The 24,584-nt window shown below is 65.9% G+C and carries 26 protein-coding genes; 12 read left to right on the plus strand and 14 right to left on the minus strand.

Going from position 1 to position 24,584, the window contains the following annotated elements:
* Position 1: 1 nt before the first annotated feature.
* The 4 genes from K7711_RS16955 to K7711_RS16970 all read right to left on the minus strand — a co-directional run bounded on the left by K7711_RS16955 (position 2) and on the right by K7711_RS16970 (position 3,966).
* A complete protein-coding gene (locus tag K7711_RS16955; protein WP_040831727.1) occupies positions 2-835 on the minus strand; it encodes an ABC transporter permease in 834 nt (277 codons plus the stop codon).
* The gene (locus tag K7711_RS16960) at positions 828-1,634 is read right to left on the minus strand and encodes an ABC transporter permease (RefSeq protein WP_308014791.1); all 807 of its coding nucleotides are present in this window, start codon (positions 1,632-1,634) and stop codon (positions 828-830) included. The genes K7711_RS16955 and K7711_RS16960 overlap by 8 nt, the downstream gene beginning before the upstream one ends.
* A gap of 65 nt (positions 1,635-1,699) precedes the next feature.
* Entirely contained in the window at positions 1,700-3,325 is a 1,626-nt protein-coding gene (locus K7711_RS16965) for an MDR family MFS transporter (RefSeq protein WP_222970413.1), read from the minus strand.
* Positions 3,322-3,966 carry a TetR/AcrR family transcriptional regulator gene (locus K7711_RS16970; protein WP_222970414.1) on the minus strand — a complete coding sequence of 215 codons (645 nt, stop codon included), beginning with the start codon at positions 3,964-3,966 and terminating at the stop codon, positions 3,322-3,324. Before K7711_RS16970 ends, K7711_RS16965 begins: the two co-directional genes overlap by 4 nt.
* 243 nt (positions 3,967-4,209) lie before the next feature.
* On the opposite strand from K7711_RS16970, the gene K7711_RS16975 reads away from it, so the two are divergent.
* The 4 genes from K7711_RS16975 (at position 4,210) to K7711_RS16990 (ending at position 8,903) form a co-directional block, all read left to right on the plus strand.
* Positions 4,210-5,334, plus strand: coding sequence for a sugar ABC transporter substrate-binding protein (locus tag K7711_RS16975; protein WP_235747352.1), 1,125 nt, complete (start codon positions 4,210-4,212; stop codon positions 5,332-5,334).
* A gap of 1 nt (position 5,335) precedes the next feature.
* Positions 5,336-6,109, plus strand: coding sequence for an ATP-binding cassette domain-containing protein (locus K7711_RS16980; RefSeq protein ID WP_040831732.1), 774 nt, complete (start codon positions 5,336-5,338; stop codon positions 6,107-6,109).
* Positions 6,110-6,130: 21 nt separating this feature from the next.
* Complete coding sequence (locus K7711_RS16985; RefSeq protein WP_222970415.1) at positions 6,131-7,585, plus strand: sugar ABC transporter permease; 1,455 nt, start codon at positions 6,131-6,133, stop codon at positions 7,583-7,585.
* Between the two features lie 160 nt (positions 7,586-7,745).
* Positions 7,746-8,903: an ROK family transcriptional regulator gene (locus tag K7711_RS16990; protein ID WP_222970416.1), complete on the plus strand. Its 1,158-nt coding sequence runs from the start codon at positions 7,746-7,748 to the stop codon at positions 8,901-8,903.
* Positions 8,904-9,060: 157 nt separating this feature from the next.
* Here the strand turns inward: K7711_RS16990 and K7711_RS16995 are convergent, their stop codons facing one another.
* Both K7711_RS16995 and K7711_RS17000 read right to left on the minus strand, forming a co-directional pair.
* Complete coding sequence (locus tag K7711_RS16995) at positions 9,061-9,294, minus strand: hypothetical protein (RefSeq protein WP_157117416.1); 234 nt, start codon at positions 9,292-9,294, stop codon at positions 9,061-9,063.
* A gap of 183 nt (positions 9,295-9,477) precedes the next feature.
* Positions 9,478-9,768, minus strand: coding sequence for a hypothetical protein (locus K7711_RS17000; protein ID WP_222970417.1), 291 nt, complete (start codon positions 9,766-9,768; stop codon positions 9,478-9,480).
* Positions 9,769-9,781: 13 nt separating this feature from the next.
* Here K7711_RS17000 and K7711_RS17005 point away from each other — a divergent pair, with 13 nt between their 5' ends.
* The 3 genes from K7711_RS17005 to K7711_RS17015 all read left to right on the plus strand — a co-directional run bounded on the left by K7711_RS17005 (position 9,782) and on the right by K7711_RS17015 (position 13,666).
* Positions 9,782-10,036, plus strand: coding sequence for a hypothetical protein (locus tag K7711_RS17005; protein ID WP_222970418.1), 255 nt, complete (start codon positions 9,782-9,784; stop codon positions 10,034-10,036).
* A 538-nt stretch (positions 10,037-10,574) separates the two neighbouring features.
* Entirely contained in the window at positions 10,575-12,059 is a 1,485-nt protein-coding gene (locus tag K7711_RS17010) for an HNH endonuclease signature motif containing protein (RefSeq protein ID WP_268929339.1), read from the plus strand.
* Positions 12,060-12,796: 737 nt separating this feature from the next.
* Entirely contained in the window at positions 12,797-13,666 is an 870-nt protein-coding gene (locus K7711_RS17015) for an MBL fold metallo-hydrolase (RefSeq protein WP_235747354.1), read from the plus strand.
* Between the two features lie 275 nt (positions 13,667-13,941).
* On the opposite strand, the gene K7711_RS17020 is transcribed toward K7711_RS17015, so the two are convergent.
* Entirely contained in the window at positions 13,942-14,532 is a 591-nt protein-coding gene (locus K7711_RS17020) for an HD domain-containing protein (protein ID WP_222970421.1), read from the minus strand.
* A gap of 134 nt (positions 14,533-14,666) precedes the next feature.
* Positions 14,667-15,623, minus strand: coding sequence for a helix-turn-helix transcriptional regulator (locus tag K7711_RS17025; RefSeq protein WP_222970422.1), 957 nt, complete (start codon positions 15,621-15,623; stop codon positions 14,667-14,669).
* A 172-nt stretch (positions 15,624-15,795) separates the two neighbouring features.
* Between K7711_RS17025 and K7711_RS17030 the strand changes: the two genes are divergently transcribed.
* Genes K7711_RS17030 through K7711_RS17050 form a run of 5 tightly spaced genes read left to right on the plus strand, consistent with a single transcriptional unit; the run spans position 15,796 to position 19,170 of the window.
* Positions 15,796-16,389, plus strand: a complete 594-nt coding sequence (locus K7711_RS17030; protein ID WP_222970423.1) for a non-oxidative hydroxyarylic acid decarboxylases subunit B — start codon at positions 15,796-15,798, stop codon at positions 16,387-16,389.
* Between the two features lie 33 nt (positions 16,390-16,422).
* Positions 16,423-17,844, plus strand: coding sequence for a non-oxidative hydroxyarylic acid decarboxylases subunit C (locus K7711_RS17035; protein ID WP_222970424.1), 1,422 nt, complete (start codon positions 16,423-16,425; stop codon positions 17,842-17,844).
* Positions 17,845-17,875: 31 nt separating this feature from the next.
* Positions 17,876-18,130 (plus strand): non-oxidative hydroxyarylic acid decarboxylases subunit D, encoded by a 255-nt coding sequence (locus K7711_RS17040; protein ID WP_222970425.1) that lies wholly within the window; start codon positions 17,876-17,878, stop codon positions 18,128-18,130.
* A complete protein-coding gene (locus tag K7711_RS17045) occupies positions 18,127-18,615 on the plus strand; it encodes a hypothetical protein (RefSeq protein ID WP_222970426.1) in 489 nt (162 codons plus the stop codon). Before K7711_RS17040 ends, K7711_RS17045 begins: the two co-directional genes overlap by 4 nt.
* Positions 18,616-18,630: 15 nt before the next feature.
* Positions 18,631-19,170, plus strand: a complete 540-nt coding sequence (locus tag K7711_RS17050) for a phenolic acid decarboxylase (protein ID WP_222970427.1) — start codon at positions 18,631-18,633, stop codon at positions 19,168-19,170.
* Between the two features lie 172 nt (positions 19,171-19,342).
* Here K7711_RS17050 and K7711_RS17055 read toward each other — a convergent pair whose 3' ends face one another.
* From K7711_RS17055 to alc, 6 genes are all read right to left on the minus strand, one after another.
* On the minus strand, positions 19,343-19,549 hold the full coding sequence (locus K7711_RS17055) for a DUF397 domain-containing protein (protein ID WP_222970428.1): 207 nt from the start codon (positions 19,547-19,549) through the stop codon (positions 19,343-19,345).
* Positions 19,546-19,782 (minus strand): Scr1 family TA system antitoxin-like transcriptional regulator, encoded by a 237-nt coding sequence (locus K7711_RS49315; RefSeq protein ID WP_222970429.1) that lies wholly within the window; start codon positions 19,780-19,782, stop codon positions 19,546-19,548. Before K7711_RS49315 ends, K7711_RS17055 begins: the two co-directional genes overlap by 4 nt.
* Before the next feature lie 301 nt (positions 19,783-20,083).
* Positions 20,084-21,067 (minus strand): hypothetical protein, encoded by a 984-nt coding sequence (locus K7711_RS17065; protein ID WP_222970430.1) that lies wholly within the window; start codon positions 21,065-21,067, stop codon positions 20,084-20,086.
* A 195-nt stretch (positions 21,068-21,262) separates the two neighbouring features.
* On the minus strand, positions 21,263-23,047 hold the full coding sequence (gene gcl / locus K7711_RS17070) for a glyoxylate carboligase (RefSeq protein ID WP_222970431.1): 1,785 nt from the start codon (positions 23,045-23,047) through the stop codon (positions 21,263-21,265).
* A gap of 127 nt (positions 23,048-23,174) precedes the next feature.
* On the minus strand, positions 23,175-23,561 hold the full coding sequence (locus tag K7711_RS17075) for an allophanate hydrolase-related protein (RefSeq protein ID WP_222970432.1): 387 nt from the start codon (positions 23,559-23,561) through the stop codon (positions 23,175-23,177).
* 2 nt (positions 23,562-23,563) lie between these two features.
* Positions 23,564-24,583, minus strand: a complete 1,020-nt coding sequence (alc, locus tag K7711_RS17080) for an allantoicase (RefSeq protein ID WP_222970433.1) — start codon at positions 24,581-24,583, stop codon at positions 23,564-23,566.
* Position 24,584: the final 1 nt, after the last annotated feature.

Consider the following 24,584-nt stretch of genomic DNA (forward strand, 5'->3'; position numbering starts at 1 on the left):
GTTATCCACCGCCTCCCTGATAGTGCCGTACTCCCGAGCGCCAGCACAGCAGTGCGATACCCCAGACCCACACTGCCGCAAGCGGACTCGCCCATGCCAGCCACGCGGGCAACCACTGTGGACCGGGCAGGTCCAGCAGCGCGATCGTGGGCAGATAGGCGACGAAGGACACCGGCACCGTGAATCCGAACAGCAGCGTCATCGGATGGCCGAACACCGACGTGGGCTGCTGTGCGGCGAATGCCCCGCCGTAGGTGAAACTGTTGGTCAGCTCGGAGCCGTCGACGAGGAAGAACTGCAGACCGGCCGCGCACACGAACAGCCCGGCGAAGATCGCGGTCCCGGACAGCAGCGATACCGTGACGAGCGTGAATGTCGCTGCGGTCCAGTGGATGTCGTCGGTGACGATACCGACCGCCAGCACCGACGCGGCCACGCCCGCGCGGGCCACCCGGCGCAGCGAGATGTCACTGGTGATCAGTTGCAGCAGCAGCGGCTGCGGGCGCAGATGGAATGCGTCCAGGGTGCCCGCGCGAATGTAGGTGGGCAGGGTGTCGGTGTGCCCGACCAGGATCTGGGCGAGGGAGAAGGCCAGGTTCGACAGGCCGAACAGTAGGAGCATCGCGTGCATGTCGAGCCCGCCCAGCACGCGCACGTTGTGGTAGATGACCCACACCTCGGCGAATTCCACCGCGCCGACCAGCAGCGAGGAGAGCATGTCGGCGGCAAAGGACAGCGGGTAGGAGCGCTGCGAGCGCATCCGCGAGCGCAGCACCGCACTGTAGGGGGTGAACCAGGTTCCCGATCTCCGGGCGGCGTCGAGTACTTCAGCCACCCTGCACCTCCAGCTTGTGACGCCCCGCGCGCAGCAGGATCCGGCCGAGGAGAACCGCGACAACTATCCAGAATAGCTGTACGACAAGGATTCCCAGCGCCTGAGAACCGACCGCTCGGCCCGATAACACATCGATCGGCGCCTGTAGCAGAGCGGGGAACGGGGTGAGTTCGGCCAGGGTCCGCAACCATCCGGGAAACAGGTGCACCGGGACGAACAGTCCGGCCAGGAAGGTCGCCACGATCTGGTAGAGCAGCCGGACTCCGCGGGTCTCCACCGCCCAGAATCCGGTGAGGCAGACCGCGAACAGCAGCAGGATCGAGATCGTCACCGCCAGGACGACGCTCAGCGCGCCGAGCAGATACGGCCACGGACTGCGCGGCAGAGTGAGCTGGAAGGCCGCCAGCCCCACCACGACGCTCGGCGCACCGCGCAGTAGCAGGGTGCATCCGGCGCGTCCCAGATCGGTTGCCAGATAGGAGAGCTGGATGTCCACCGGACGCAGAAAGTCGATCGCGACGTCACCGTTGCGAATGCGTTCGGCGATGTCCAGTGGCGGGCCCATGACGCCGAGCGCGCCGAGTAGCCCCTGCGACAGCCACACGTACGCACCCATGGAATCGGCTGTGTAGCCACCCAACCCGGCACTGGCCCGGACCGCGGCGAGCATCACCGCGGCGCGGACCAGCCCGAACACCACATTGGTGACCATGCCCGCGAACATGGCGAGCCGATAGTGCCACTGCCGGAGGAACCCTGCTTCCGCCAGTCGCCAATAAACCCCTGGAATGGCGCGCACAACCATTCAACGTTACGGCCGCCCTCGGGTGTTACACAACACTGTGTAACACCCGAGTGTCGGGATCAGTGTTCGGTGACGAGTTTCGGGTCCTGCCGGGGATCGTCGGTGGAGTCGGTCGCGGCGGGCGATTCCTCCAGGACCGCTTCGCCGCGGGCGATCATGCCGGCCTCGTCGGACAGTTCCATGTGCGGGATGAACAGCGCCAGCACGAATGCCAGCACCGCACCGGGGATGATGTACCAGAATCCCGGAACCAGCGCGTGCACATACGCTCCGACGATCGCGTCGTGCAGGTCGGCGGGCAGGTTCTTGACCACCGACGGCACCAGGTTGCCCGGATTCAGGTGCGCCCGCATGACTTCGGGTATGTGCGAGGTGAACGCGTCGGTCAGTCCCGAGGTCAGCCGGTTGGTGAAGATCGAGCCGAAGATCGCGACGCCGATCGCGCCGCCCATCTCCCGGAAGTAGTTGTTGGCGCTGGTCGCGGTGCCGATCTGGCCGGGCTCCACGGCGTTCTGCACCACCAGCACGATGATCTGCATGATCAGGCCCAGGCCCGCGCCGATGACGAACAGCTGCGCACCGACCACCCACATGGAGGTCTGCGCGGTGAGCTGGGTCAGCCAGAGCATGCCCGCGATCATCAGCAGCGCGCCGATCGGCGGAAAGACCCGGTAGCGACCGGTTTTGGTGATCACGCCCATCGAGGAGATCAGCGTCAGCATCATGCCGACCATCATCGGGATCAGCAGCAGTCCGGAGACCGAGGCCGAAACACCGGTCGCCATCTGCAGATACGTCGGCAGGAACGCCAGCGCCGCGAACATCGTCAGGCCCACGATCAGCCCGATCGCGGAGGTCAGCACGAAGGTCCGGTTGCGGAACAGCCACAGCGGCAGCATCGGTTCCTGCACCCGTGCCTCCACGGCAACGAACACGCCGACCACGACGACCAGCGCCGCGATCATCGCCAGGATCGTCGCCGAACCCCAGGCGTATTGCTTACCGCCCCAATCGGTGATCAGGATCAGCAGCGCGGTCGCGGACGACATCAGCACGGCGCCGAGGTAATCCGGCCGGGTCTCGGGCCGGTGGCTCGGAATCGTCAGGTACCGGGCGGCGATCACCAGGGCCGCCAGACCGATCGGCACGTTCAGCCAGAAGCACCACTGCCAGCCAAGGTGGTCGGCGAACAGACCGCCCAGCAAGGGACCGGCAACCGAGGTGATACCGAAGATCGCACCCATCGGAGCCATGTACTTGCCGCGATCCTTCGCGGGCACCACATCGGCGATGATGGCCTGCGCCAGGATCATCAGACCGCCGCCGCCCACGCCCTGCAGTCCGCGGAACACGACGAATTCCCAGAAGCCCGTGGACATCGCCGCGCCGATCGAGGCCGCGGTGAAGACCGCGATCGCGAACAGGAACAGCCAGCGCCGCCCGAACATGTCGCCGAACTTGCCGTAGATCGGCATCACGATCGTGGTGGCGAGCAGGTAGGACGTAGCGGTCCAGGCCATGTACTCGACGCCGCCGAGGTGGCCGACGATGGTGGGCATCGCCGTGCCGACGATCGTCTGATCCAGTCCGGCCAGGAACATTCCGGCGATCAGCGCGGAGAAGATCAGCCAGATTCTCTTCTGCGTCAAGACGATCGGTGGTGGCGCTGCGGCCGTGGTGGTCATCCCCGTCTCCTGTTGTCGGTGGTTTCGTGTGCAGGGGTGGGCGCGAACAGCCGGGCGGCCATGGCGCAGTAGTCGTGCAGGGCCGCGGTGAGCGGCCGGTCCGGGTGCTGACCGACGGCCATCGCCGCACGCATGGTCAGCGTCGACATCAATGCTGCTGTGAGCGAAGCGAATTCGGGTGCGAGAACATCGCCGACCCGCGCGGACAGCAGCCCCGCGACGGCGCTCTCGTGTTTCGCACCGGCGGTCACCAGGCCCGCGAGCACCCGCGGTTCGGTGCGGACGATCTCGCTCACCTGGGAAATATCCTCGAGCACTTCGGCGTCGAATCCGGCGGCGTACAGCTGGGCCAGATCTTCGATCAGCGACCCGGTCGGCCCGCCCGCAGTGAATTGTGCTCGCGCACTGGGAGTTCCGATCTCGCCGACCGGCCCGACCACCGCGTCGAGCTTGGTCTCGTAGTAGTTGAAGAACGTGCGCGGCGACACCCCGACCGCCTTGGCGACGTCCTCCACCGTCGTCGCGTCGAGCCCCCGCTCGAGTACCGATCGTCGCGCGGCCCGGCACAGGTCGAGCCGGGTCTGATGCTTCTTCTGCTCGCGCAGCCCGACGACAGGCGCGTCGTATTCGAACAGGGACATGCCGAAAAATTAACACAAACTGCAAAATTTCAGAAAGTGCAATTTATGTGAAGCGGATTACATCCACCGCGGCGCGTGCTCGTGTCACCATGGATGGGGAGCGTGAGCTAAACCACACCGTTGCGCAATTGTGACCTCCGCCGCTGGTTTCGTGCCATATGTTGTTGCCTACAACATATGGCACTCGTCGCCCGGTCCTACCCGAGCCCGTGACGAGTGCCGTCGGCTCGAAAGGTTCACCTGATGAGGATGAAACAGTATGGGGCGGTGGCCGTCGCGCTCGCCGGCCTCCTGGCCCTCACCGCCTGCGGATCCAATTCCGCGAGCAGCGGCGGCAATTCCACCAGCTCGGGCGGCAGTGGCGGAGGTAAGAACGGGACCGTCGGGGTGATCTTGCCGGAGACCGCCACCTCGGCCCGCTGGGAAGGTTTCGACCGTCCCATGCTGCAGAAGGCCCTGAGCGCACAGGGATTCGACTCCGATGTCGAGAACGCGCAGGGCGATGTGCAGAAGTTCAGCACGCTGGCCGACGGCATGATCGCCAAGGGGGTGAAGGTTCTGGTCATCGCCTCGATCAACAGTGAGGTCGGCAACGCGGTCGCCAACAAGGCGCACAAGGCCGGGATCCCCACCATCGACTACGACCGGTTGAATCTGGGCGGCTCCTCGGACTACTACGTCTCCTTCGACAATGTGAAGGTCGGCGCGCTGCAGGGGCAGGATCTGGCCGACGCGCTCAAAGCCAAGCCGGGTGCACAGGTCATCGAGGTCGAGGGTGCGCCCACCGACAACAACGCCACCCTGTTCCACCAGGGCCAGGAGCAGGTGCTCAAGCCGCTCTACGATTCCGGCGCGCTCAAACTCGTTGCCAGCCAGGCCATCGACGGCTGGGACAACCAGAAGGGCGGGCAGGTCTTCGAGCAGCTGCTCACCGGTAACGGCAACAAGATCGACGGCGTCGTCGCCGCCAACGACGGCCTGGCCGGAGCGATCATCACGGTGCTCAAGAAGAACGGCCTCAACGCCAAGGTGCCGGTGACCGGTCAGGACGCCACCACCGACGGTCTGAAGGCGGTGCTGCGCGGTGATCAGTACATGACCGTGTTCAAGCCGATCGAGGAGGAGGCGAACTCCGCCGCCAAACTCGCCGCGGCACTGGCCAAGGGCGACAAGGCCGCCGCGGACGCGATCGCCACCGGCACGTCCCAGGATCCCAAGGGCAACCGGACCGTGAAATCGGTTCTGCTGGACCCGCAGTCGATCACCCGCGACCAGGTCAAGGTTGTCGTCGACAAGGGGTATGTCAAGGCGAGCGATCTGTGCTCGGGCGACGTGGCCTCGGTCTGCACCCAGCTCGGGATCTCCTGACATGAGTGAGCCGCTGCTGCAGATCTCCGGGCTCAACAAGAGCTTCGGTGCGGTTCATGTTCTGCACGACGTCGAATTCACCGCTCCGGCGGGCGAAGTGACCGCGCTGGTCGGCGATAACGGCGCGGGCAAGTCGACGCTGGTGAAATGCATTGCCGGAATCCATGGTTCGGATTCGGGATCGGTGAAGTTCCGGGGTGAGGAAGTGCACCTGCACGGCCCCAAGGATGCCGCGGAACTGGGTATCGAGGTGGTCTATCAGGACCTCGCGCTGGCCGACAATCTCGACATCGTGCAGAACATGTTCCTTGGCCGCGAACGCGGCAAGCCGTGGTTCCTGGACGAGGCCGCCATGGAGGATGCGGCGCGGCGCACGCTGGCATCGCTGTCGGTGCGCACCGTGAAATCGGTGCGCACCCCGGTCGCGTCGCTGTCCGGTGGGCAGCGGCAGACCGTGGCGATCGCGAAATCGGTGCTGTGGAACAGCAATCTGGTGTTGCTCGACGAGCCGACCGCCGCCCTCGGGGTGGCGCAGACCCGTCAGGTGCTCGACCTGGTGCGCCGGCTCGCCGAACAGGGGCTGGGTGTGGTTCTGATCAGCCACAACCTCGCCGACGTGTTCGAGGTCGCGGATCGGATCGCGGTGTTGTATCTGGGCCGGATGGCCGCGCAGGTGCGGACTTCGGAGGTCACCCAGAACCAGGTCGTGGAATTGATCACCGCAGGGCGTTCCGGCGAGTTGGGCCTGGCCCGGCCGGACTCCGCGGTGCTGTAGCAGGATCAGAAAGCAGAAGTGATGACGCAAGTTTCGGCGGAGACAGCGGGTGGCGGAGACAGCCCCGAGTCCGCCACCGGGGACCGGACGGCGATCGCCGATTTCGGTATCGACACCACCACCGTATCCACGGCGGAGGCCGTGCGTTCCTATCTCGCCCGCGTGAGGGGCGGCGAGATCGGTTCTCTGCCTGCGCTGTTGGGTCTGGTGGTGCTGATCGTCCTGTTCACCTCGCTGTCGGATGTGTTCCTCTCGCTCAACAACATCGCCAATCTGCTCGCCCAGGGGGCCGGGCAGACCATCATCGCGATGGGCATCGTCTACGTGCTGTTGCTGGGTGAGATCGATCTGTCGGCGGGTACCGCCTCCGGTGTAGCGGGGGCGGTCCTGGCGATGCACTATGTCGACAACGGAAATCTGTTGTCGGGCATGGGAAGTACCGTCTTCTTCATCTTCAACGGTCTGTTGGTGCTCGCGGCGGTGCTGGCGGCGCTGCTGCGTATCTGGCCCGGGGTGGCGATGTCGTTGCTCGGGGTGCTGATCACGGTGGTGGGTTTCCACGCCAATCCGTGGATCGAGATACTGCTGGCGGTGTGCGTCGGCACGGCGATCGGCTGCATCACCGGATTCCTGATCTCCAAGATCGGGATGCCGTCGTTCGTGGTGACGTTGGCGCTGTTCCTGGCCTGGCAGGGTGCCATCCTGCAGTTGATCGGCGAGGGCGGCGTGCTGGGCATCAGCTCCTCGCACGTGCTGGACTCGGTGGCCAACGGCAATCTGTCGGTGCTGTGGAGCTGGGTGCTGTTCGTGGTGGGCGCCGGCGGTTACGGCGCGGTGACGTTGTTCGGTCATTTCCGCAGGCGCAGTAAGGGTTTGGTGACGCAGCCGACGCTGTTGGTGGTCGGCAAGGTGACGGTGTTGACGGTGCTGGCGGCGGTGGCGACGGCGTTCATGTCGGTGAACCGGTCGCCGAGTCCGCTGATCAAGATCTCCGGGGTGCCGTATGTGGTGCCGATCGTGCTGGTCCTGCTGGTCGTGGGGACGTATGTGCTGAACCGCACCACGTACGGGCGGCACCTCTACGCGATCGGCGGGAACCGGGAGGCCGCGCGGCGTGCGGGTATCAACGTCACGCAGTTGCGGTCGAGTGTGTTCGTGATCAGTTCGGGCTGTGCGGCGGTGGGTGCGATCGTGTACTCCTCCAAGGTCGGCTCGGTCGATCCGCAGGCAGGTGGCCTGAACACGCTGCTGTTCGCGGTGGGCGCGGCGGTGATCGGCGGCACCTCCCTCTTCGGCGGGAAGGGCCGGATCGCCGACGCGGTGATCGGCGGTACTGTGCTCGCGGTGGTTTCCAACGGGCTGGGCCTGCTGCGCCAGCCCGCCGCCGTGGTGTCGGTGGTCACCGGCCTGGTGCTGCTGCTGGCGGCGACGGTCGATGCCCTGTCTCGTCGCCGGGCCGCCGCATCGGGTCGATGAGACGAGTGGTGGAACGACCGAATGTCATCGGCGGGCTGCGGCCTCGGATCATTCCGATGACATTCGGCCGGACCGGCCCGGGACAGGTGAGAGGGAGTGAGCGGGTGTCGATGCGGCCGGGTGGGTTCGTGGACGAGCCGCCGATAGTCGGGGCGCGCGCATGAACGTTGCGCGGCCGGACGAGGTGCGCAAGTTCAATCGCGCCTCGCTGCTGCGGATCCTGCACGTCGGCGGACCGGCCACCCGCGCGGCCCTGGCCACCGAGCTGGGGCTGAACCGCTCGACCATCAAGATGCTGGTCGACGGCCTGGCCGGGGACGGTGTGGTGGAGGAGCGGGTGCCGCGGGTGCCGCAGGGCGCGGGACGTCCTTCGCTGCTGGTGCTGCCGCAGGCGCAGGCGGTGGTGGTGCTGGCGGTGGACGTTCAGGTCGAGCACGCGGGGATCGCGCTGGTCGGTCTGGGCGGTCAGATCCTGGGCCGCAACAGCTGGAATCTGCGTGGGCGGCAACGGGATCCGGACGAGGTGGTGACCCACGTCGCGGAATCCTCGGCGCTGCTGGCCCAGGATCTGGACCTGCATCCGGTGGCGGCTGGAATTTCGGTGCCCGGCGTGGTGCGCCGCACCGACGGCATGGTGCACGACTCGTCCAATCTGGGCTGGACGGATGTGCCGTTCGGTGAGCGGATGGGCACGGTGCTGGGCGTTCCGGTGGTGGTGGGCAACGACGCCGAACTCGGCGCGCTGGCCGAATATGTGCGCGGCGTGGGTCGCGGCGCGTCGGACGCGGTGTTCGTCTCCGCGGATGTGGGCGTCGGCGGGGGCATCATCGCCCAGGGCGGACTGCTGCGCGGTTCGGGTGGTTATCTCGGCGAAATCGGCCATATGACAGTGCATCCCGGCGGGCGCGTCTGCCACTGCGGGAATGCGGGCTGCTGGGAGACCGAGGTCGGCGAACTGGCCCTGCGTCGCGCGCTCGGACTGGCCGAATCGGTGCCGCGAGGTGCTATCGTAGCGGAACTGCGTGAGCTGCAACGGGATTCGGATCCGGTGGCCCGGCTCGGCGATTACGTCGACTGGCTGATTCTGGGTCTGGTCAACGTGGTCAACATTCTGGGCCCGGAGTTGGTGGTGCTCGGCGATCTCTTCGCGATCCTGCCCGAAGCGGTGGTGCAGCGCGTCCAGCAGGTCGTCCGGCAGCGCAGTATGGTCAGCCGCGCGCTCGGTGGCGTGCGGATCGAGAAGTCTTCTCTCGGAGCGGATCTCAAACTTCTCGGGGCCGCGGAGGCGGCTTTCGAAGACGTGCTCACTTCGTTGTGAGCACCAGGGCCGGATTGATGCCCGGCCCCGGGGACCACGTCCCGCCGGGCCGATCGCCCGGAGGGGACGCTTACGCGCGCGGTCCCATGCCCGAACAACGGGCATGGGACCGTGTCGCACGTCGTCTTTCTACGCAGCCCTCATCTCCCGCGTAGAACTACTTGTGCGGGCAGGCGGGGGGCTTACCCGCGGGCGGGTTGCCCGGCGGCTTCTGGTGGTTGCTGGGCGGCGGCCCCTGCGGGTGGCCGGCGGGCGGAGCGCACTGCCCGTTCGGTGCGGGGTTCTGCTGCGGCGCCGGAGCGGCACTCGCCATACCAGCACCCATGCCCACCAGCGCGAATGCCACGGCGCCCGCCGCCGCACCCGCTGCCAACCTCGACTTGATTCGCATCGCATCTCCTTGTCTCGCCGGACGGTGTCCGATCCATCGATCCGTCACTGGCGGACCGACCAGGAGAGCTTCGCGAGCCATCATGTGTCGCGAGTAGGTGGAGATTAGGTATGGGCTGTGAGAGCGGGCGGCGGCTGGGATTGTTCCGGTGGCCGCGCGCATGCGGCCACCGGGACGGCCGAATCAGTTCGTGGTCGGCGCCGGGGCGCTGGAGGCGGACGGCGTGGTCGCGGCAGGGCGGGCCTTGGCCTGCATGATCGCGGTGGCGGTGATGGTGGTCCCGGACTCCTTGCCGCGCACGACGATGTTCTCGCCGACCGTGAACTGCGACTTCTGCGCCGGATCCTTCTTGCTGCCGAACATGGTCTGCGGCGTGATGGTGACGGTCTCGGTGGTCCCGTCCTTCTTGGTGAGCGTCCAGGTGTCCGCGTTCTCCGAGGCGATGGTCCCCATCACCCCATGCCCGTGCCGCATCCCATTACCCGGCTTGGCCGAACTGGAGGCCGCCGCCGACGTGGCCGACGCCGCCGAACTCGAACTCCCCGAAGACCCGCACGCACTCACCCCCGCCACAACCGCCACAGCCAGCCCCGTAGTGCCGATGACCAGCGTGATCCTGCGCCGCCGAGAGGTAGCGGCCGATTCCCCGGAGGGCGTCGAATTTGTCATGGCGGCAACATTATTGGCCGTCCCTGTGAGCCTCCTCCGCGCTCGCTGGCAGTACCTCCAGTACCTCCTGTGAGCATCCTGGCAGGTGGCAGGTGGCAGGTGGCAGGTGGCAGGTGGCAGGTGGCAGGGGAGGTGGCAGGTGGCAGGTGGCACGGCGGCAGGTGGCAGGTGGCAGGCGGCAGGTCGCACGCGGCAGGTGGCAGACGGCACGTGGTGGGCGGCCGACGGCACGTGGGCGGCGTGCGGCACGTGGTGGGCGGCGTGCGGCACGTGGCAGGTCGCATGCGGCAGCTGGCGGGGAGGTGGCGGGTGGCAGACGGCATGTGGCGTGAGGCGTGAGGCGTGCGGCACGTGGCAGGCGGTGGGTGGGGTGGCGACAGGTGACGGGTCGCAGGTGACAGGAGGCGGGTGCGAAAGGTGACAAGTGGCAGGAGGGGTTGGTTGGGTTTGGTGAGGCTGGGAGAGGCGGGCCGAGGGGTGATCAGACTTTGGTGAAAATTGGTGTGTGCGTGGATGATTGGGTCAGTTGTCCAGGGTGAAGATTCTGATTTCACATGGATTCGCGGGGTGTTTCGGGGTGGTTTTCTCGGTAGAATTCGAACATGGATTCGATGGGGGTGGACCTTGGAGGCCCGACAGCCGATGCGCTGCTGGCTGCCGTCGGTGAGTTGGTCGAACAATCGCTGGCCCCGTTGTCCGACGCTGGAACGGTGGAGTTGCTCCGCGGTGTGGAGCGTGCGGCACGCATGTTGGCTGCGGTGCAGCATCGGGTGTTGATCGAGGTGGATTCCCGGTCGATTCCGGCGGATTCGGGTGCCAAGACGATCAAACGGTTCCTGATGGAAACCTTGCGCCTGTCGAACGCCGAAGCCGGTGCACGAGTACGCGCGGCAGCGAAGGTGGGCACGTTCTGTGACTTGTCGGGTCAAGAACGTGATCCCGAGTTACCGTGCGCGGCAGTGGCTTTGCGTTCGGGGGATATTTCGGTGGAGCATGCGCGGGGTGTTGCGGCGGTGATGGCCAGGATCCCGCGTGCCGCTGATGAGGTCGATCGTGCTGCGGCGGAGCAGATTCTGACCGAGTTCGCTGAAGCTGGTTCGCCTGATGATATGAGCAAGGTCGGTGACAGTATTCTGGCGTATTTGGATCCGGACGGAAAAGTCACCGACGATTCTGATCGTGCGCGGATGCGTGGTATCCGGATCGGGCGCCAGCGTGCGGATGGGATGTCCCCGATCAGCGGGGAGATCGATCCGGTACTACGGGCGTTGCTGGACCCGGTGATGGCCAAGTATGCGCGCCCTGGTGTAGGAAACCCGGACGACCCGGCCAGCCCTGGTGCGGATGTGGATCGTATGGATCTGGAGTTGATTGCTGCGGCGGCGCAGCGTGATTCCCGCACCGCCGCCCAACGCACTCATGACGCGTTCACCTTGTTGCTGGGTGAGCTGGTGGATACTGACAAGCTCGGCTCGCATCGAGGGATTCCGGTTACCACGGTGCTGACGATGCGGGTGCAGGATGTGGAGCGGCTGTCCGGGGTGGCGACCACCGCGACCGGTGGGACGGTCGCGGTCACTGAGGCGTTGCGTCTTGCGGAGCGGTCCCGCCCGTATCTGGCGGTGTTCGACCACAGTGGTTTACCGCTGCATTTGGGTCGGATGCGTCGCTTGGCTTCACCCGCGCAACGGTTTTCGCTGATCGCTGCGTTGGGTGGTTGTTCGCGGCCTGGGTGTGATGCGCCCGCGTCGTTGTGCGCGGTGCATCATGTGCGTGATTTCAGCAAGGGTGGTTCGACTGATATCGAGAATCTGGTGTTGGCGTGTGATCACTGTCATTCGCTGATCAACGACACCGAGACGGGTTGGGGAACTGTTGTCCTGAACGAGGGTTCACAGTTCCCTGGCCGGACGGGGTGGATTGCGCCGGGGCATATTGATCCGACTGGTACTCCGCGAGTGAACCATCGTCATCGAGCGGGTGAGTTGCTGGCGGAGGTTGTGGCGGGTATTCACCGGCGTCGGGAACGAGAGCGGGATCGTGTGGCGCATCGGCGTTGGTTGCGTGAGCGACAACCAGGAGGTGCCGCGGCCTGAGTCGGGGGTGTGATTGCCAACCTTGCGGCGTCCACGATCCGAACCCGGAGGGATTCAGCCCTCCGGGGTACTCGCATGGGCCGACGGCGTGGGGCGGGCCCACCGCGCATGATGTGCTCCGCGTTCGCTGGAAGCCAGCGCCGCAGTCGGAGGCGATCGGTCAGTACGGTCGCTGGGAACTCCGTACGCGTCACGATCCCAACGTGCGCACATGCTGGCGCGGCCCCCTCCAGTCAGCTGGTCTGGGAGTTGGTTCATGCCGCGACCCGAGCATTCGGTGCCCATATCCGTTGGGTGGCAGTTGATCTCGACGACTGCGCGCACATGCCGAATTCTCGTGCAGCGCGGAACCTGGCGGATCCGCGCCGTGCGCTCGTCGTCGACATGTGGGTCCGTCGCCCACCCTGCTGATCAGCAAAAGGCCGTAGCCTTCCGCCACTGATCGTGCTGAGAGACCGTCCACGCGTCGACTGGCCGAACGCACTGAACTGCCGATTATGCGGCGATCTCCGGCAGCTACATGCGCCTCGACACCGGGTGTCCGGCCGCGTCGCCGGATTTCGTGCTCATGCGGCCCCTGTACTTCATGTCGGCCCGGGGTGTTACGGTCCCTCCGTTCGCGGCGACCGATCCGGGCGCCAGCAGCGATGGGGAATGGGGGCGCCGATATGTCCGATCCGGCACGTACGCCGAGTTTTGTCGAATGTTGTACCGCCGCAGTGGGAATCGTGCCGGGGATGATCCGGCCACGTCGACCCGACCAGCGGTTGCTCCGCTCGATCACCGATGCGGGTCTGCCCGCGCCACAGGGGTCGGTCGAGGTGACCGCGCTGCGCCAGGTGTCGCGTGCGGTGCCGACCGCCGCGGTCGTGGAGGGCCGGTTCATGCCCTGGCGGATCACCAATTCGCTCACCTCGTTCGTGGTCGAGCACCCGAAGGCGCGGTTCATCGTCGATCCGAGCATCTGTATGGATGTCGAGCAGCGCACAATCGCGCAACTGCCCGCGGTGCTGCGGATGGCGGTCCGTCCGCCGGCCGGCGCGATCACCACGGTCGAGGCCCTGCGCGAACTGCCCGGTCCGCCGACGCTGGACTTCGCGCTGCCCACACACGCGCACTGGGACCATGTATGCGGATTACTGGATCTGCGCGGTCTCTCGGTGCATCTGCACCGCCCGGAGCGCGAGTGGATCTCGGGCGGACCGGTGGCCCCGACGGGCGGGGTCCGCGATGCGCTGCGCGATCGCCCGATCGTCGAATACGAGCTGGACGGCCCGCCGATACTCACCTTCACCCGCAGTCACGATCTGTTCGGCGATTCGACGGTGTTCCTGGTCGATCTGGCAGGGCATACGCCCGGCAGCATCGGCGTGCTCGCGCACACCGAACGTGGCTGGATCCTGCTCGCGGGCGACGCCGCCTGGCACACCCTCCAGGTCGACGAGATTCGCCAAAAGGCAAGCTACCCAGGATCATTGCTGGACGAGGACCGCGACCGCACCTTCGAAACCCTGCACCGGCTCCACCTCGCCCGTCACCTCGCACGGATCGTCCCCACGCACGACCATCAGGCAACTCACCGGCTCCTGGCCACGGCTCCGGTCTGAAACGCACCGATCCCGGTCGGGACGAACGGTCGGCTGATCACTCCCGCTTGTCGACAGCACTACGTCCGGCAGGATCAGCCGAGTTCCTACGCCAGGACTCATCTCCTGGCACGGACTGCGTCCACGTCTCGGTGGGCAATTCGCTTCGTCGTGCGCTCATCGTCGGACACCCGCCGATGGCGGTGGCGGCAGTTCGGCGCGGCCGCGGACTGCACGGTGACTCGAGTATGCGGTAAAGCCATGAATCTGCTTGGGGAACAGATTGTTTCGAGGTATCAGGTGCGGCTGGTGATCGGGTAGTCGGCTTGGAAAGCGAGTCGTCGGTCGGCGTCGGCGGCGCGGCGGGTGAGTTCGTCGTCCAAGGCCATGAACACCTGCCACGGTTGCTCGCTGTCGGCGGCGGCAAGCTGTTGTACGACCAGCTGTTCGAGTTCGGGCACGCGCTTGCCTTTCCAGATCTTGTCGGCAAGGCCGACCAACAGATCCTCCAGGCCCACACCGGATTCGAGCCACGACGCGTGGGTTCGGGCGAACCGCGCCAGTTCCTCGCCGACACCGTGCTCCAGCAGCAAGCGGTACCCGTCCGGCTCATGTTCGGACCCCGGCCCCGACAACTCTTCCGGGTGAACGACTTTGCCGATGTCGTGGGTCGCCGCACCGAACAACACCGCGTCACCGTCGAATGTCACGCCGTAGTTCGTGCGAACCCAGTCGACCAATTCGCAGGCCACATCATGTACCGCCCGCAGATGCGCGCCGAGCCGAGGCGGCGCATCCAGACTCTCCAACAGAACCTCGACCCGCTCCGGTAGCGGCCGCAGCCCGCTATTGTCGGTCAGGGCTCGCCGAAGCGCTGTCGAGGACATGAGGCCACGGTAGCGCCGGAACCGACAGTCCGGCCACCTCTCGCAATCCCTAGGGTGAGAACCCAATCTTGAAGGGGCGCAGCGAAACTGGTGGTTGGACCACATCCGAGGCCGTGCTGCCGAACGACTGGGATTCATGCATCACCAGTCCGATGTCGGGGACTGCGCGCCACCGGCCGAGACCGTGGTGCGACGGGATGTTCGTCGCTGCGTGCGCGAGCGCGGAAGGACGCGGGGGTCTCGCCGGTGCAGCGGCGGAAGAATTTGCCGAAGACGGTGGGGCTGGTGAATCCGAGTCGGCTCGCGACCTGGCCCGGACTGAGGTCGGTGTGCACGAGGAGTCGCTTCGCCTCCAACGCGGTGCGGTCGTCCAGGTACCGCTTGGCGGTGCGGCCGGTCGCGGCCAGGCAGGCACGGGTGAGCGTACGGACGCTGTAGCCGAGGGTCGCGGCGTAGTCCTCGATGAGAAGTCCGTCGGCGAAGTCGCGTTCCACGGCGTCGTGGAAGCGCTGGAACGTATCGCTTCCGCTGCCCTCCGGGAGACCCTGTCGCCGATGCCGGACGTGTCCCAGACGAAAAGCCAAGGCCGCCAACAGATGACGCATCAGGTCGATGCGAGCATCCGGAGGCAGCGCGTCGGTCCGGCGATAGGCGTCGTCCAGAAGATCGAGCATCGCATCCAGCGCCGCGCTCTCCTCGGCGTCGGGCAGTATCGGTCCGGTCGGGTAGGGCGGGGTCAGGTGGGCGGCGGCGAGGGTCGCGGTGTCGAGGAAACCCGGCATGAACAGCAGGACCGTGCCGGTGGCCTGGTCGAGGCCGTCGTCGAAGCGGTACACCTGACCTGCGCAGATCCATAGCCAGGTGCCGGGCGACACCACGAATTCCGCGTCGTCCGCCCAGCAGTTCAAGAAATGGGACTTCACCGCGATCAGGTGATGGAACTCGGCCCGCAGCGGGCGGCCGAGGGGCACGCCGTTGCGCTCGGCGCGTTCGCGCAGCCGGGCGAAATCCCACACCTCGACGCCCGGCGGCCCTCCGGGCGGCGGACGGAAGGGAACTTCGGTGATGCGAACGTGTCCGTTTTGGTCCATGACGTGACGCAAGCGTACGTCATTCGAGCTGCGATCGCCCCTAGCGTGGAGTGCGACGGAGCAGATCAGAGCGTCGACCCCGGGACGGGACAGAAGCTTTCCCGGTCCGTCATTTGACCGAATCGTTCTCGAGTATCCGTGTGGATGAGCAGACAATGGAAGCGGGCCCACTATGCGTTTGATCGTAGGTATGACAGGTGCGACGGGCGCCGTCTTCGGCATCCGCCTGCTGGAGCACTTGCGTGAGTTGCCCGAGGTGGAAACGCATCTGGTGCTCTCCCGGTGGGCTCGGACCACGATCGAATTGGAGACGGGCCGCTCGGTGCGCGAGGTGGCCGAGCTGGCCGACGTCATGCACAACCCCGAGGACCAGGGCGCCACCATCTCCTCCGGATCCTTCCGGACCGACGGGATGATCATCGCGCCGTGCTCGATGAAGACCCTGGCAGCCATCCGGGTCGGCTACGCCGACGGCCTGGTTGCCCGCGCCGCCGACGTGGTCCTCAAGGAGCGTCGCAAGCTGGTGCTGGTCCCCCGGGAGACGCCGCTGAGCGAGATCCACCTGGAAAACATGCTCGCCCTGACGCGTATGGGCGCGCAGATGGTGCCGCCCATGCCCGCCTTCTACAACCATCCCGCGGACATCGGGGACATCGTCGACCACATCACCGCGCGCATCCTCGACCAGTTCGACCTGCCCGCTCCCGCGGCCCGCCGCTGGGAGGGCATGCGCGCCGCCCACCGCACCACCCCCACTGCGGCCTGAAAAGCACCGGCACACAAAGGAGTTGACCAAGCCATGGCCTACGACGACCTGCGTAGCTTCCTGGAAACCCTCGACAAGGAGGGCCAGTTGCAGCGCATCACCGAACAGGTGATGCCCGAGCCCGACATCGCCGCCGCGGCCAACGCCGTCCCCCGGCTCGGCGATCAGGCTCCGGCGCTGTACTTCGACAACGTCTACGGATTCGAGCGGGCGCGGATCGCGATGAACGTGCACGGTTCCTGGGCCAATCACGCCCTCGCGCTGGGCCTGCCCAAGGGAACGGGCACCAAGGAGCAGGTGGAGGAGTTCATTCGGCGCTGGGCGAATTTCCCGGTGCGGCCCGAGTACCGGGACAACCCGCCGTGGGCGGAGAACACCGTCGACGGCGACGACATCAACATCTTCGACATCCTCCCGCTGATCCGGCTCAACGACGGCGACGGCGGCTTCTATCTCGACAAGGCCGCCGTCGTCTCCAAGGACCCCGACGACCCCACCAGCACCGACAAGCAGAACGTGGGCGTGTACCGGATCGAGATCAAAGGCAAGCGGAAGCTGGCACTGCAGCCGGTGCCGATGCACGACATCGCCCAGCACCTGCGCAAGGCGGAGGAGAAGGGCGAGGACCTGCCGATCGCGATCACGCTGGGCAACGACCCGGTGATCTCCATCGTCGCGGCCACCCCGATGGAATACGACCAGAACGAATACGAACTGGCCGGTGCGCTGCGCGGCGCCCCCGCGCCGATCGCCCGTTCGCCGCTGAACGACCTGCCCGTGCCGTGGGGCTCGGAGATCGTGATCGAAGGCGTCATCGAGGGCCGCAAGCGTGAGATCGAGGGCCCGTTCGGCGAGTTCACCGGCCACTACAGCGGCGGCCGCAACATGACGGTCATCCGCATCGACAAGATCTCCTACCGCACCGACCCGATCTTCGAGCACCTCTACCTGGGCATGCCGTGGACCGAGATCGACTACCTGATGGCCGCGAACACCTGTGTGCCGCTGTACGAGCAGCTGAAGAAGGACTTCCCCGAGGTCCAGGCGGTCAACGCGTCGTACACGCACGGCCTGGTCGTCATCGTCTCCACCAAGAAGCGCTACGGCGGTTTCGCCAAGGCCGTCGGCATGCGTGTGCTCACCACCCCGCACGGTCTCGGCTATGCGGCCACCGTCATCGTCGTCGACGAGAACGTGGACCCGTTCAACCTGCCCCAGGTGATGTGGGCGCTGTCGACCAAGATCAACCCGTCCGGCGACCTGGTCGTCGTGCCCAATCTGCCGATCCTGGAGCTCGCTCCGCAGGCCAACACCCCCGGCATCGTCGACAAGCTCATCATCGACGCCACCACCCCCGCCCCGCCCGACCGGCGCGGCAACTACGGCAACCAGGTGGCCGACCTGCCCGAGATGGGGGAGTGGATCACCAAACTTCAGCAACTCGCCGCGAAGTAATCACGCCGACTCCGAAGGAGAACCAATCGTCATGTCCGACAAGAGCACGGAACCCACCGAGTGCCCACGCTGCGGCTTCCGGTCCCTGGAGCTGCTCTACGTCTCGCCCGTCGCCGATGCGTGGGAGGTCTACCAGTGTCAGCAGTGCTTGTACTGCTGGCGCACCTCCGAGCCTGCCCGACGCACGCAGCGCAGCGCCTATCCGGAGAGTTTCAAGATGACCCTCGAGGACATCCGAAGCGCCCCGGAGGTCCCCACCATCCCGCCGCTGCGGACCGGCGCGTGACCGGCGAGTCCCAGGATGGTGTGTGCCCGCCGCAGATCCAGCGGGCACTGGACGAACACACGACCCTGACCCTGGCCTACCTCGACGAAGCGGGCTTTCCCCAGGCCTGCGCCGTCTTCTACGCCGCCACCGATGTTCCGACCCTGGTCTTCGTGAGTTCCGCGGACACCGCCCACGGACGAGCACTGCTGGCCACCGGGTCCGGCGCTCCCGTCGCGTTCACCGCGCAGCGTGATGAGCAGACATGGACCGACATCACCGGCATCCAGGGCCGGGGCACCTGCCACCGGTTGACCGGACACGCGGCCGCCGCGGCGCGCCGGGCCTATGCGCAACGATTCCCCTTCATCGACACGGCCCCGAATTTGTCCCGTGCCCTGGACTCGACCGACTTCTGGGAGATCCGACCGCACTGGCTCCGCCTCGTCGACAACACGCGCGGCTTCGGCCACAAAACCGAATGGACCCCGAAAACGCAGAACTGACAAAGGAATTCAGCCATGTCGAGCAACGCAACCTTCGAGACGACGATCGCGCAGCCGGTCCCACCGCAGGACCTGTCCCACATCGTCGGCCACCGCTTCATCTACACGTACGCCAACGGCTGGCAGTACGAGATGTACGTGAAGAACGACCACACCATCGACTACCGGATCCACTCCGGAATGGTCGGCGGGCGCTGGGTGAAGGATCAGGAGGTGGATCTGGTCCAGTTGGACGAAGACAGTTACAAGATCTCCTGGACCGAGCCCACCGGCACCTGTGTAGCGGTCGACGTGCTGCCGACCAAGCGCCGGCTGCACGGCGTGATCTTCTTCCCGCACTGGGTCGAGGAGCACGGCGAGCGCACGGTGCTCTACCAGAACGATCATCTGGACCGGATGCGCGAGTACCGCGACGCGGGACCCACCTACCCGATCTACGTGGTCCCCGAGTTCGCCAAGATCACGCTGTTCGAGCACGTCGGCGTAGATGACGAAACGGTCATCTCGATGGCTCCCGGTGACCTTCCCGAGGGCTGGTCCGACCGCACCAACTGACTATCCGAGGTGGTCGCCATTCGCGTGCGAGGACTCGATCGTCGGACGCTGCACCGTCGCGACGAAACGGTGCGCGGTGATGGATGTTCCTGTGGGGTATCGCATATGTCGGGTACTGCAACGACTCTGGTACTGAATCGAGCCAGAGCCGTTGGGGTGGAACGGAAGTCGGTTAGGCGGCGCCGAATTTGCCGGTGCCCAGGTCGGTGGTGAAGGCGTCCCATTCGGCGGGGGTGAACAGGAGTGCGGGGCCGGTGCGGTTTTTGGAATCGCGGACGCCGACTGCACCGTTGTCGAGGTGGGCGATCTCGACGCACTCTTTGGTTCCGCCGCTGCGGGTGCTCTTGAACCACTTGGCTTCAGATAGGTCGACGTTCACGCTGGTACCCCCCTACTTGACATCCGCAGCAGAATCCTGCTGTCGTTCTCATCAAGCGCCGCTTGCTGGATCTGTTTGTGTGCCTGCGTATACCGTTGAACGATACCTATTTTCTCGCTGTACATGTCGCTGGTGTAACCCTCCGCGTACACAGTGGTCGGCTCGATCGGATTGCCGCGACAGTCCTCACCGAACTCCAGAACCACGAATGGGGGAAGCAGCCGAGAAATCATGGCTGCACGAATTCGGCGATCTGATCCCGGCCAATTTCAGCTGGCCTTCCCTGTCTGAGAGCATGGAACTTATTGAGCTACAACCTTTTTGGACAAATAGCAATTGAACCAATGCAGTCTGCTGTTGTCCATGTCTGACGAGTTCGCTTTGGAATTGGTGAAAGCGGCACGGTTCCGAGCAGGCGTCAAGCTGCCGCATGAATGATCCGATGCGTGCGGCCATGCTTGGTTCGGGGCCGTAGGCGTCCGTGCTGAACGTCTTCTGCCGCAATCCAATCGGGACGAATCTGGGGGGCAGTACCTACTGTTGCGGGCCCTGCGGAGGAGTCGAGTACGGCGAGGGCTGCTGTGGGGGAGCGTCGTATCCCGTGTTGGGCTGGCCGGGCGTAGGCGGTTGTACTTGGGGCTGTTGAGGATTCGGATACTGGCTCGGTTGCTGAGGGATGGGCTGCTGCCATCCGGGGAGTTGGGGAGCCTGCTGCTGTGGTGGTCCGAAGGCGGCGGGTGATGCCGGCGGCGAGAACTGGCCGGGTTGCTGCGGAGTATTTTGTTGGGGCATTGCGAAAGCGGACGGGTTTGCGGGTTGCGCGAATTGACCGGGCTGTTGGGGATGGAATTGTTGCTGCGGCTGAACGCTGTACGGCGCGGGCTGCCCGGGGGTGTTCGGTGCTGGTTGGCGACTGTCCGGGGAGAGCTGTTGCGGCCATGTCGGGCCGGGTGCGAACTGGGGACCGGGCTGTTGCGGCCCGGCTACGGCGGTCCCCGTCTTGGCGCTGGCCGCTGCCGTGATGAAGAGACAGACAAGAGCCGCCAACGCCAGCAAGGTGATCGGAATCGACGGCCAGATACCGAAATAGCTAACCGCGCTCCCATGCCCGTAGCCCACCAGTTCGGCCGGTGCGAAGGGATAGAACAAGTAGTCGACAGCGCGGGTGAAGAACACACCGCTGCCGAGTGCGGCGAGAAGACGAGCCGTTCCGGGTCGTCTACCGAGAAGCAGCAGCAGTCCTGCGACCGACGCGCTGATGGCGGCCAGCACCCAGGACAGTTCCGCCAGGAAACTGTCGTACCTCTGGATCACCGCCAGTATGAGGCAGACCAGATACAGCAGTGTGACCAGAATCAGCGAAATCGCCGCGACCAGATCCGCTTTCGAGCGCTGCCGTGCGGGCCGAGGTGCTGGGAATCCGGAAACCGGCTGTCCGGGAACCGATCCGGGTTGCGGCCAGTTCGGCACCGGAGGTGCGGGCTGCGGGATCGGTCCGGGCTGGTACGGGTTGGCCACGGCGACACTCCTTGCTGGAATAACGATCTCGTGCAGCCTATGGGATTGCAGTCGAATCGGCAGATCTCGACGGGCTCGCGAAAAGGCCCCACCGCACCAGGGTGCCGGTGCGGCGGGGCCTTTCGTGATGCCAGGTCGGCGATTACGGCGGCGAGAGACGGCCGGGTGACGATCACGCCGCCGAATGCGACAGCGTCAGCTCATGGGCAGCAGGGCTGTGGGGGCGTCTTCCGGAGACTCGGCGAGGTCCTCGAACTCGGTGATTGCGTCGATATCGGTTGCGCCCATGGCGATGTTGGTGACCTTCTCCAGGATGATCTCGACCACCACCGGGACTCGGAATTCGGCTGCGAGGGCTTTCGCGCGAGCGAAGGCGGGGGCGATGGCCTCGGGGGTTTCGACGCGGATTGCTTTGCAGCCCAGTCCTTCCGCGACCCGGACGTGGTCGACGCCGTAGTCCTTGGCCAGGCCGATCGTGTCGTCGGCGTTGATGTTGTCGAAGCCGAGTTGGACGAAATAGTCCATGTCGAAGGCGCGTTGAGCCTGGCGGATCAGGCCGAGATACGAATTATTCACCAGGACATGGATGTACGGGAGGTTGAACTGGGCTCCGACGGCGAGTTCCTCGATCATGAACTGGAAGTCGTAGTCGCCGGAGAGGGCGACCACGTTCGCCGACGGGTCCGCGGCGACCACGCCGAGCGTCGCGGGGATGGTCCAGCCGAGCGGACCGGCCTGGCCGCAGTTGATCCAGTTGCGCGCTCGATAGACGTGCAACATCTGCGCACCCGCGATCTGGGACAGGCCGATGGTGGACACGTAGCGGGTCTCGCGTCCGAACGCCCGGTTCATCTCCTCGTACACCCGTTGCGGTTTCACCGGGACGTCGTCGAAGTGGGTCTTGCGGTGCATGGTTCGTTTGCGGTCGAGGCATTCGGCCACCCAGGACGAATAATCGGGCAGCGTTCCGGCGCGTTCACGGACCACCGCGATCATTTCGCGCAGAGCAGCCGCGGCGTCCGAGGCGATGCCGTAGTCGGGGGCGAACACTCGGCCGAGCTGTGTCGGCTCGATGTCCACGTGCACGAAAGTGCGGCCCTTACAGTAGGTTTCGAGATCGCCGGTGTGCCGGTTGGCCCATCGGTTGCCGATGCCCAGCACGAAATCCGAGGCCAGGAGTGTCGCATTGCCGTAGCGGGTGGCGGTTTGCAGCCCGGCCATTCCGGCCGCCAGGTCGTGATCGTCGGGCAGGATGCCCCAGCCCATCAGGGTCGGCACCACCGGGACGTTCAGCAGTTCGGCGAGTTCGCGCAGCAGATCCTCGGCGCCGGCGTTGATGATCCCGCCGCCCGCGACGATCAAGGGTCGCTGCGAGGCGGTCAGCATATCGATCGCCTTGGCCGCCTGGGCGCGGGTCGCGGCCGGTTTGTACACCGGCAGCGGGGCATAGGTTTCCGGGTCGAAATCGATCTCGGCGACCTGCACGTCGATGGGCAGATCGATCAGCACCGGACCGGGACGGCCCGAACGCATCAGGTGGAATGCCTGCTGGAAGACGCCCGGCACCTGGGCCGGTTCCAGTACCGTCACCGCCATCTTGGTGACGGGCGCGGCGATCGCGGCGATGTCCACGGCCTGGAAGTCTTCCTTGTGCAGGCGGGCGCGCGGGGCCTGCCCGGTGATGCACAGGATCGGAATCGAGTCCGCGGCAGCGGAATACAGGCCGGTGATCATATCGGTCCCGGCCGGGCCCGAAGTGCCGATACACACGCCGATGTTGCCGTGCGCCGCCCGGGTGTAGCCCTCGGCCATATGTGCCGCGCCCTCGACGTGCCGAGCGAGAATGTGCTTGATCCCGCCGTGTGCGCGTAGCGCGGAATAGAAGGGGTTGATCGCCGCGCCCGGCAGGCCGAATGCCTGTGTCGCGCCTTCCAGTTCGAGAATTCGGACGGCCGCGTCGACGGCCCGCATGCGTGTCATTGGGTGTACTCCTCTGTGTGCGTTGATCTCTCGTGGCCGGTGTGCTGCCCGCCGAGGAGCCGTCATCCTCGGCGGGCGGATCATCGGGGTGAGATCTCGGTCCTGCGTTGTGTTCCGGGTGCGTCGATCAGCCGGAGGCGGACATGCCTCGGTAGGCGCGCCAGTCGCCGATGTCGGATATGTCGATGAGTTCGGGTGAACCGAGCAGATTCGCCCGCAGAACCGTGGCCAGGCAGGCCGTACCGTCGTCGAGTTCGATCAGGCCGAGTTCGAGTTCGGGCGGTTCGTTCGGAATCAGATTGTCTCGCAGTATCTCCAGCGGCACCTCGTACACCTCGCCGGTCACCGGGCGGCCGTCGTGGGCGGTGGCGATCATGGCGGGGAAGCGGTCACCGACCGAGTAGTAGCGGTACTTCGGGGCGCTGCGCGCGGTCCGCAGCAGTGGTGCGCCGTCGAGTTGGGCGTTCAGGCGGCCGCCGCGCATTCCGTCGCCGTTGAGGAACATCAGGACCATTGCTACTCCTCGGTCGCCGGGACTGATGTGGTTGCCGCGAAGCGGGTTTCGAGACTCGCTCGCCCGGCCGGGGTGATCCGGCCGAACAGCCGCAGACGGGCGATGCCGCCGTCGGGAAAGACGTTGAGCCGCACCCGATCGACCGGAGTATCCGTGTCGAGGCGGAATCGGTGTGGTGCATCGGGTTGCAGCGCGACGGGTGGGAGTAGGCCGATCAGCTCCCCGTCGGCGGTGTGGCCGTCGAGTGAGATTCGCGCGGGAGCGTTGCCTTTGTAATGCGTGGTGTCCACTTCGAGCACGGCAGGGATCGCCTCGGCGGCCAATACCACGGTGGCCCAGTCGTTTCCGTCGTCACGCCGACGCCGCATCTCCCAGCCGTCGGCCATGAAACGCGAAATACCCTGTTGCAGCATGTTGTTCGGCGGCGAGAAGAAGCCGTCGCTGCATGCCACCACCCGGCCGCCGTGGTGCAGGGCGGCCAGGTCGAAGGGGATGTCGTCGATCCACTGCGGATCGGGAACCGCACTGCCGTGCACCCGGACCCGGGCGATGCCGCCGTCCGGATGCATGTTCACCCGGACATGCGTGATGCGGCGATCCGTGGTGACCTCGAACGAATTGCGCGTATCGCCATCGACCGGGGAGACCGGAACCAGAGTGTGCCAGTCGGCCTCGAGCAGCTGCGCCACCGAGGGATGTCCGGGCACGCCGCATCCCTCGATCGAGACGTGCGGTGGGTAGTTGCCGACGAAATGCGCTGTGTCCACGACGATTCCAGCCGGAACACCCGCGATGCCGAGTCGGATCAGCGCCCAATCGGGTCCGGGGCTGCCATCACGCCGACGTCGGGTCTCCCAGCCGTCATACACCTGCCCCTTGGCGTTGAAGGTATGCGGCCGATACTCCGGCGGCTCGTCGGTGACGAGATTCTCCCGCTCGGCGAAGAATTCGTCGTTGGCGGCGACCACACTGCCGCCGCTGTGCCGGGCGGCCAGATCGGGAAGCTGGGACCAGTCACTCATC

The organism is Nocardia coffeae (assembly GCF_019890715.1).
GTDB classification, from domain to species: domain Bacteria; phylum Actinomycetota; class Actinomycetes; order Mycobacteriales; family Mycobacteriaceae; genus Nocardia; species Nocardia jiangxiensis.

Bases quoted from the DNA above. Each gene is read 5' to 3' on its own strand.
- K7711_RS16965 (WP_222970413.1), bottom strand. From the start codon at position 3,325: ATGACCACCACGGCCGCAGCGCCACCACCGATCGTCTTGACGCAGAAG.
- K7711_RS16970 (WP_222970414.1), bottom strand. From the start codon at position 3,966: ATGTCCCTGTTCGAATACGACGCGCCTGTCGTCGGGCTGCGCGAGCAG.
- K7711_RS16975 (WP_235747352.1), top strand. From the start codon at position 4,210: ATGAGGATGAAACAGTATGGGGCGGTGGCCGTCGCGCTCGCCGGCCTC.
- K7711_RS16980 (WP_040831732.1), top strand. From the start codon at position 5,336: ATGAGTGAGCCGCTGCTGCAGATCTCCGGGCTCAACAAGAGCTTCGGT.
- K7711_RS16985 (WP_222970415.1), top strand. From the start codon at position 6,131: ATGACGCAAGTTTCGGCGGAGACAGCGGGTGGCGGAGACAGCCCCGAG.
- K7711_RS16990 (WP_222970416.1), top strand. From the start codon at position 7,746: ATGAACGTTGCGCGGCCGGACGAGGTGCGCAAGTTCAATCGCGCCTCG.
- K7711_RS16995 (WP_157117416.1), bottom strand. From the start codon at position 9,294: ATGCGAATCAAGTCGAGGTTGGCAGCGGGTGCGGCGGCGGGCGCCGTG.
- K7711_RS17000 (WP_222970417.1), bottom strand. From the start codon at position 9,768: ATGCGGCACGGGCATGGGGTGATGGGGACCATCGCCTCGGAGAACGCG.
- K7711_RS17010 (WP_268929339.1), top strand. From the start codon at position 10,575: ATGGGGGTGGACCTTGGAGGCCCGACAGCCGATGCGCTGCTGGCTGCC.
- K7711_RS17015 (WP_235747354.1), top strand. From the start codon at position 12,797: ATGATCCGGCCACGTCGACCCGACCAGCGGTTGCTCCGCTCGATCACC.
- K7711_RS17020 (WP_222970421.1), bottom strand. From the start codon at position 14,532: ATGTCCTCGACAGCGCTTCGGCGAGCCCTGACCGACAATAGCGGGCTG.
- K7711_RS17025 (WP_222970422.1), bottom strand. From the start codon at position 15,623: ATGGACCAAAACGGACACGTTCGCATCACCGAAGTTCCCTTCCGTCCG.
- K7711_RS17030 (WP_222970423.1), top strand. From the start codon at position 15,796: ATGCGTTTGATCGTAGGTATGACAGGTGCGACGGGCGCCGTCTTCGGC.
- K7711_RS17035 (WP_222970424.1), top strand. From the start codon at position 16,423: ATGGCCTACGACGACCTGCGTAGCTTCCTGGAAACCCTCGACAAGGAG.
- K7711_RS17040 (WP_222970425.1), top strand. From the start codon at position 17,876: ATGTCCGACAAGAGCACGGAACCCACCGAGTGCCCACGCTGCGGCTTC.
- K7711_RS17050 (WP_222970427.1), top strand. From the start codon at position 18,631: ATGTCGAGCAACGCAACCTTCGAGACGACGATCGCGCAGCCGGTCCCA.
- K7711_RS49315 (WP_222970429.1), bottom strand. From the start codon at position 19,782: ATGATTTCTCGGCTGCTTCCCCCATTCGTGGTTCTGGAGTTCGGTGAG.
- gcl (WP_222970431.1), bottom strand. From the start codon at position 23,047: ATGACACGCATGCGGGCCGTCGACGCGGCCGTCCGAATTCTCGAACTG.
- K7711_RS17075 (WP_222970432.1), bottom strand. From the start codon at position 23,561: ATGGTCCTGATGTTCCTCAACGGCGACGGAATGCGCGGCGGCCGCCTG.
- alc (WP_222970433.1), bottom strand. From the start codon at position 24,583: ATGAGTGACTGGTCCCAGCTTCCCGATCTGGCCGCCCGGCACAGCGGC.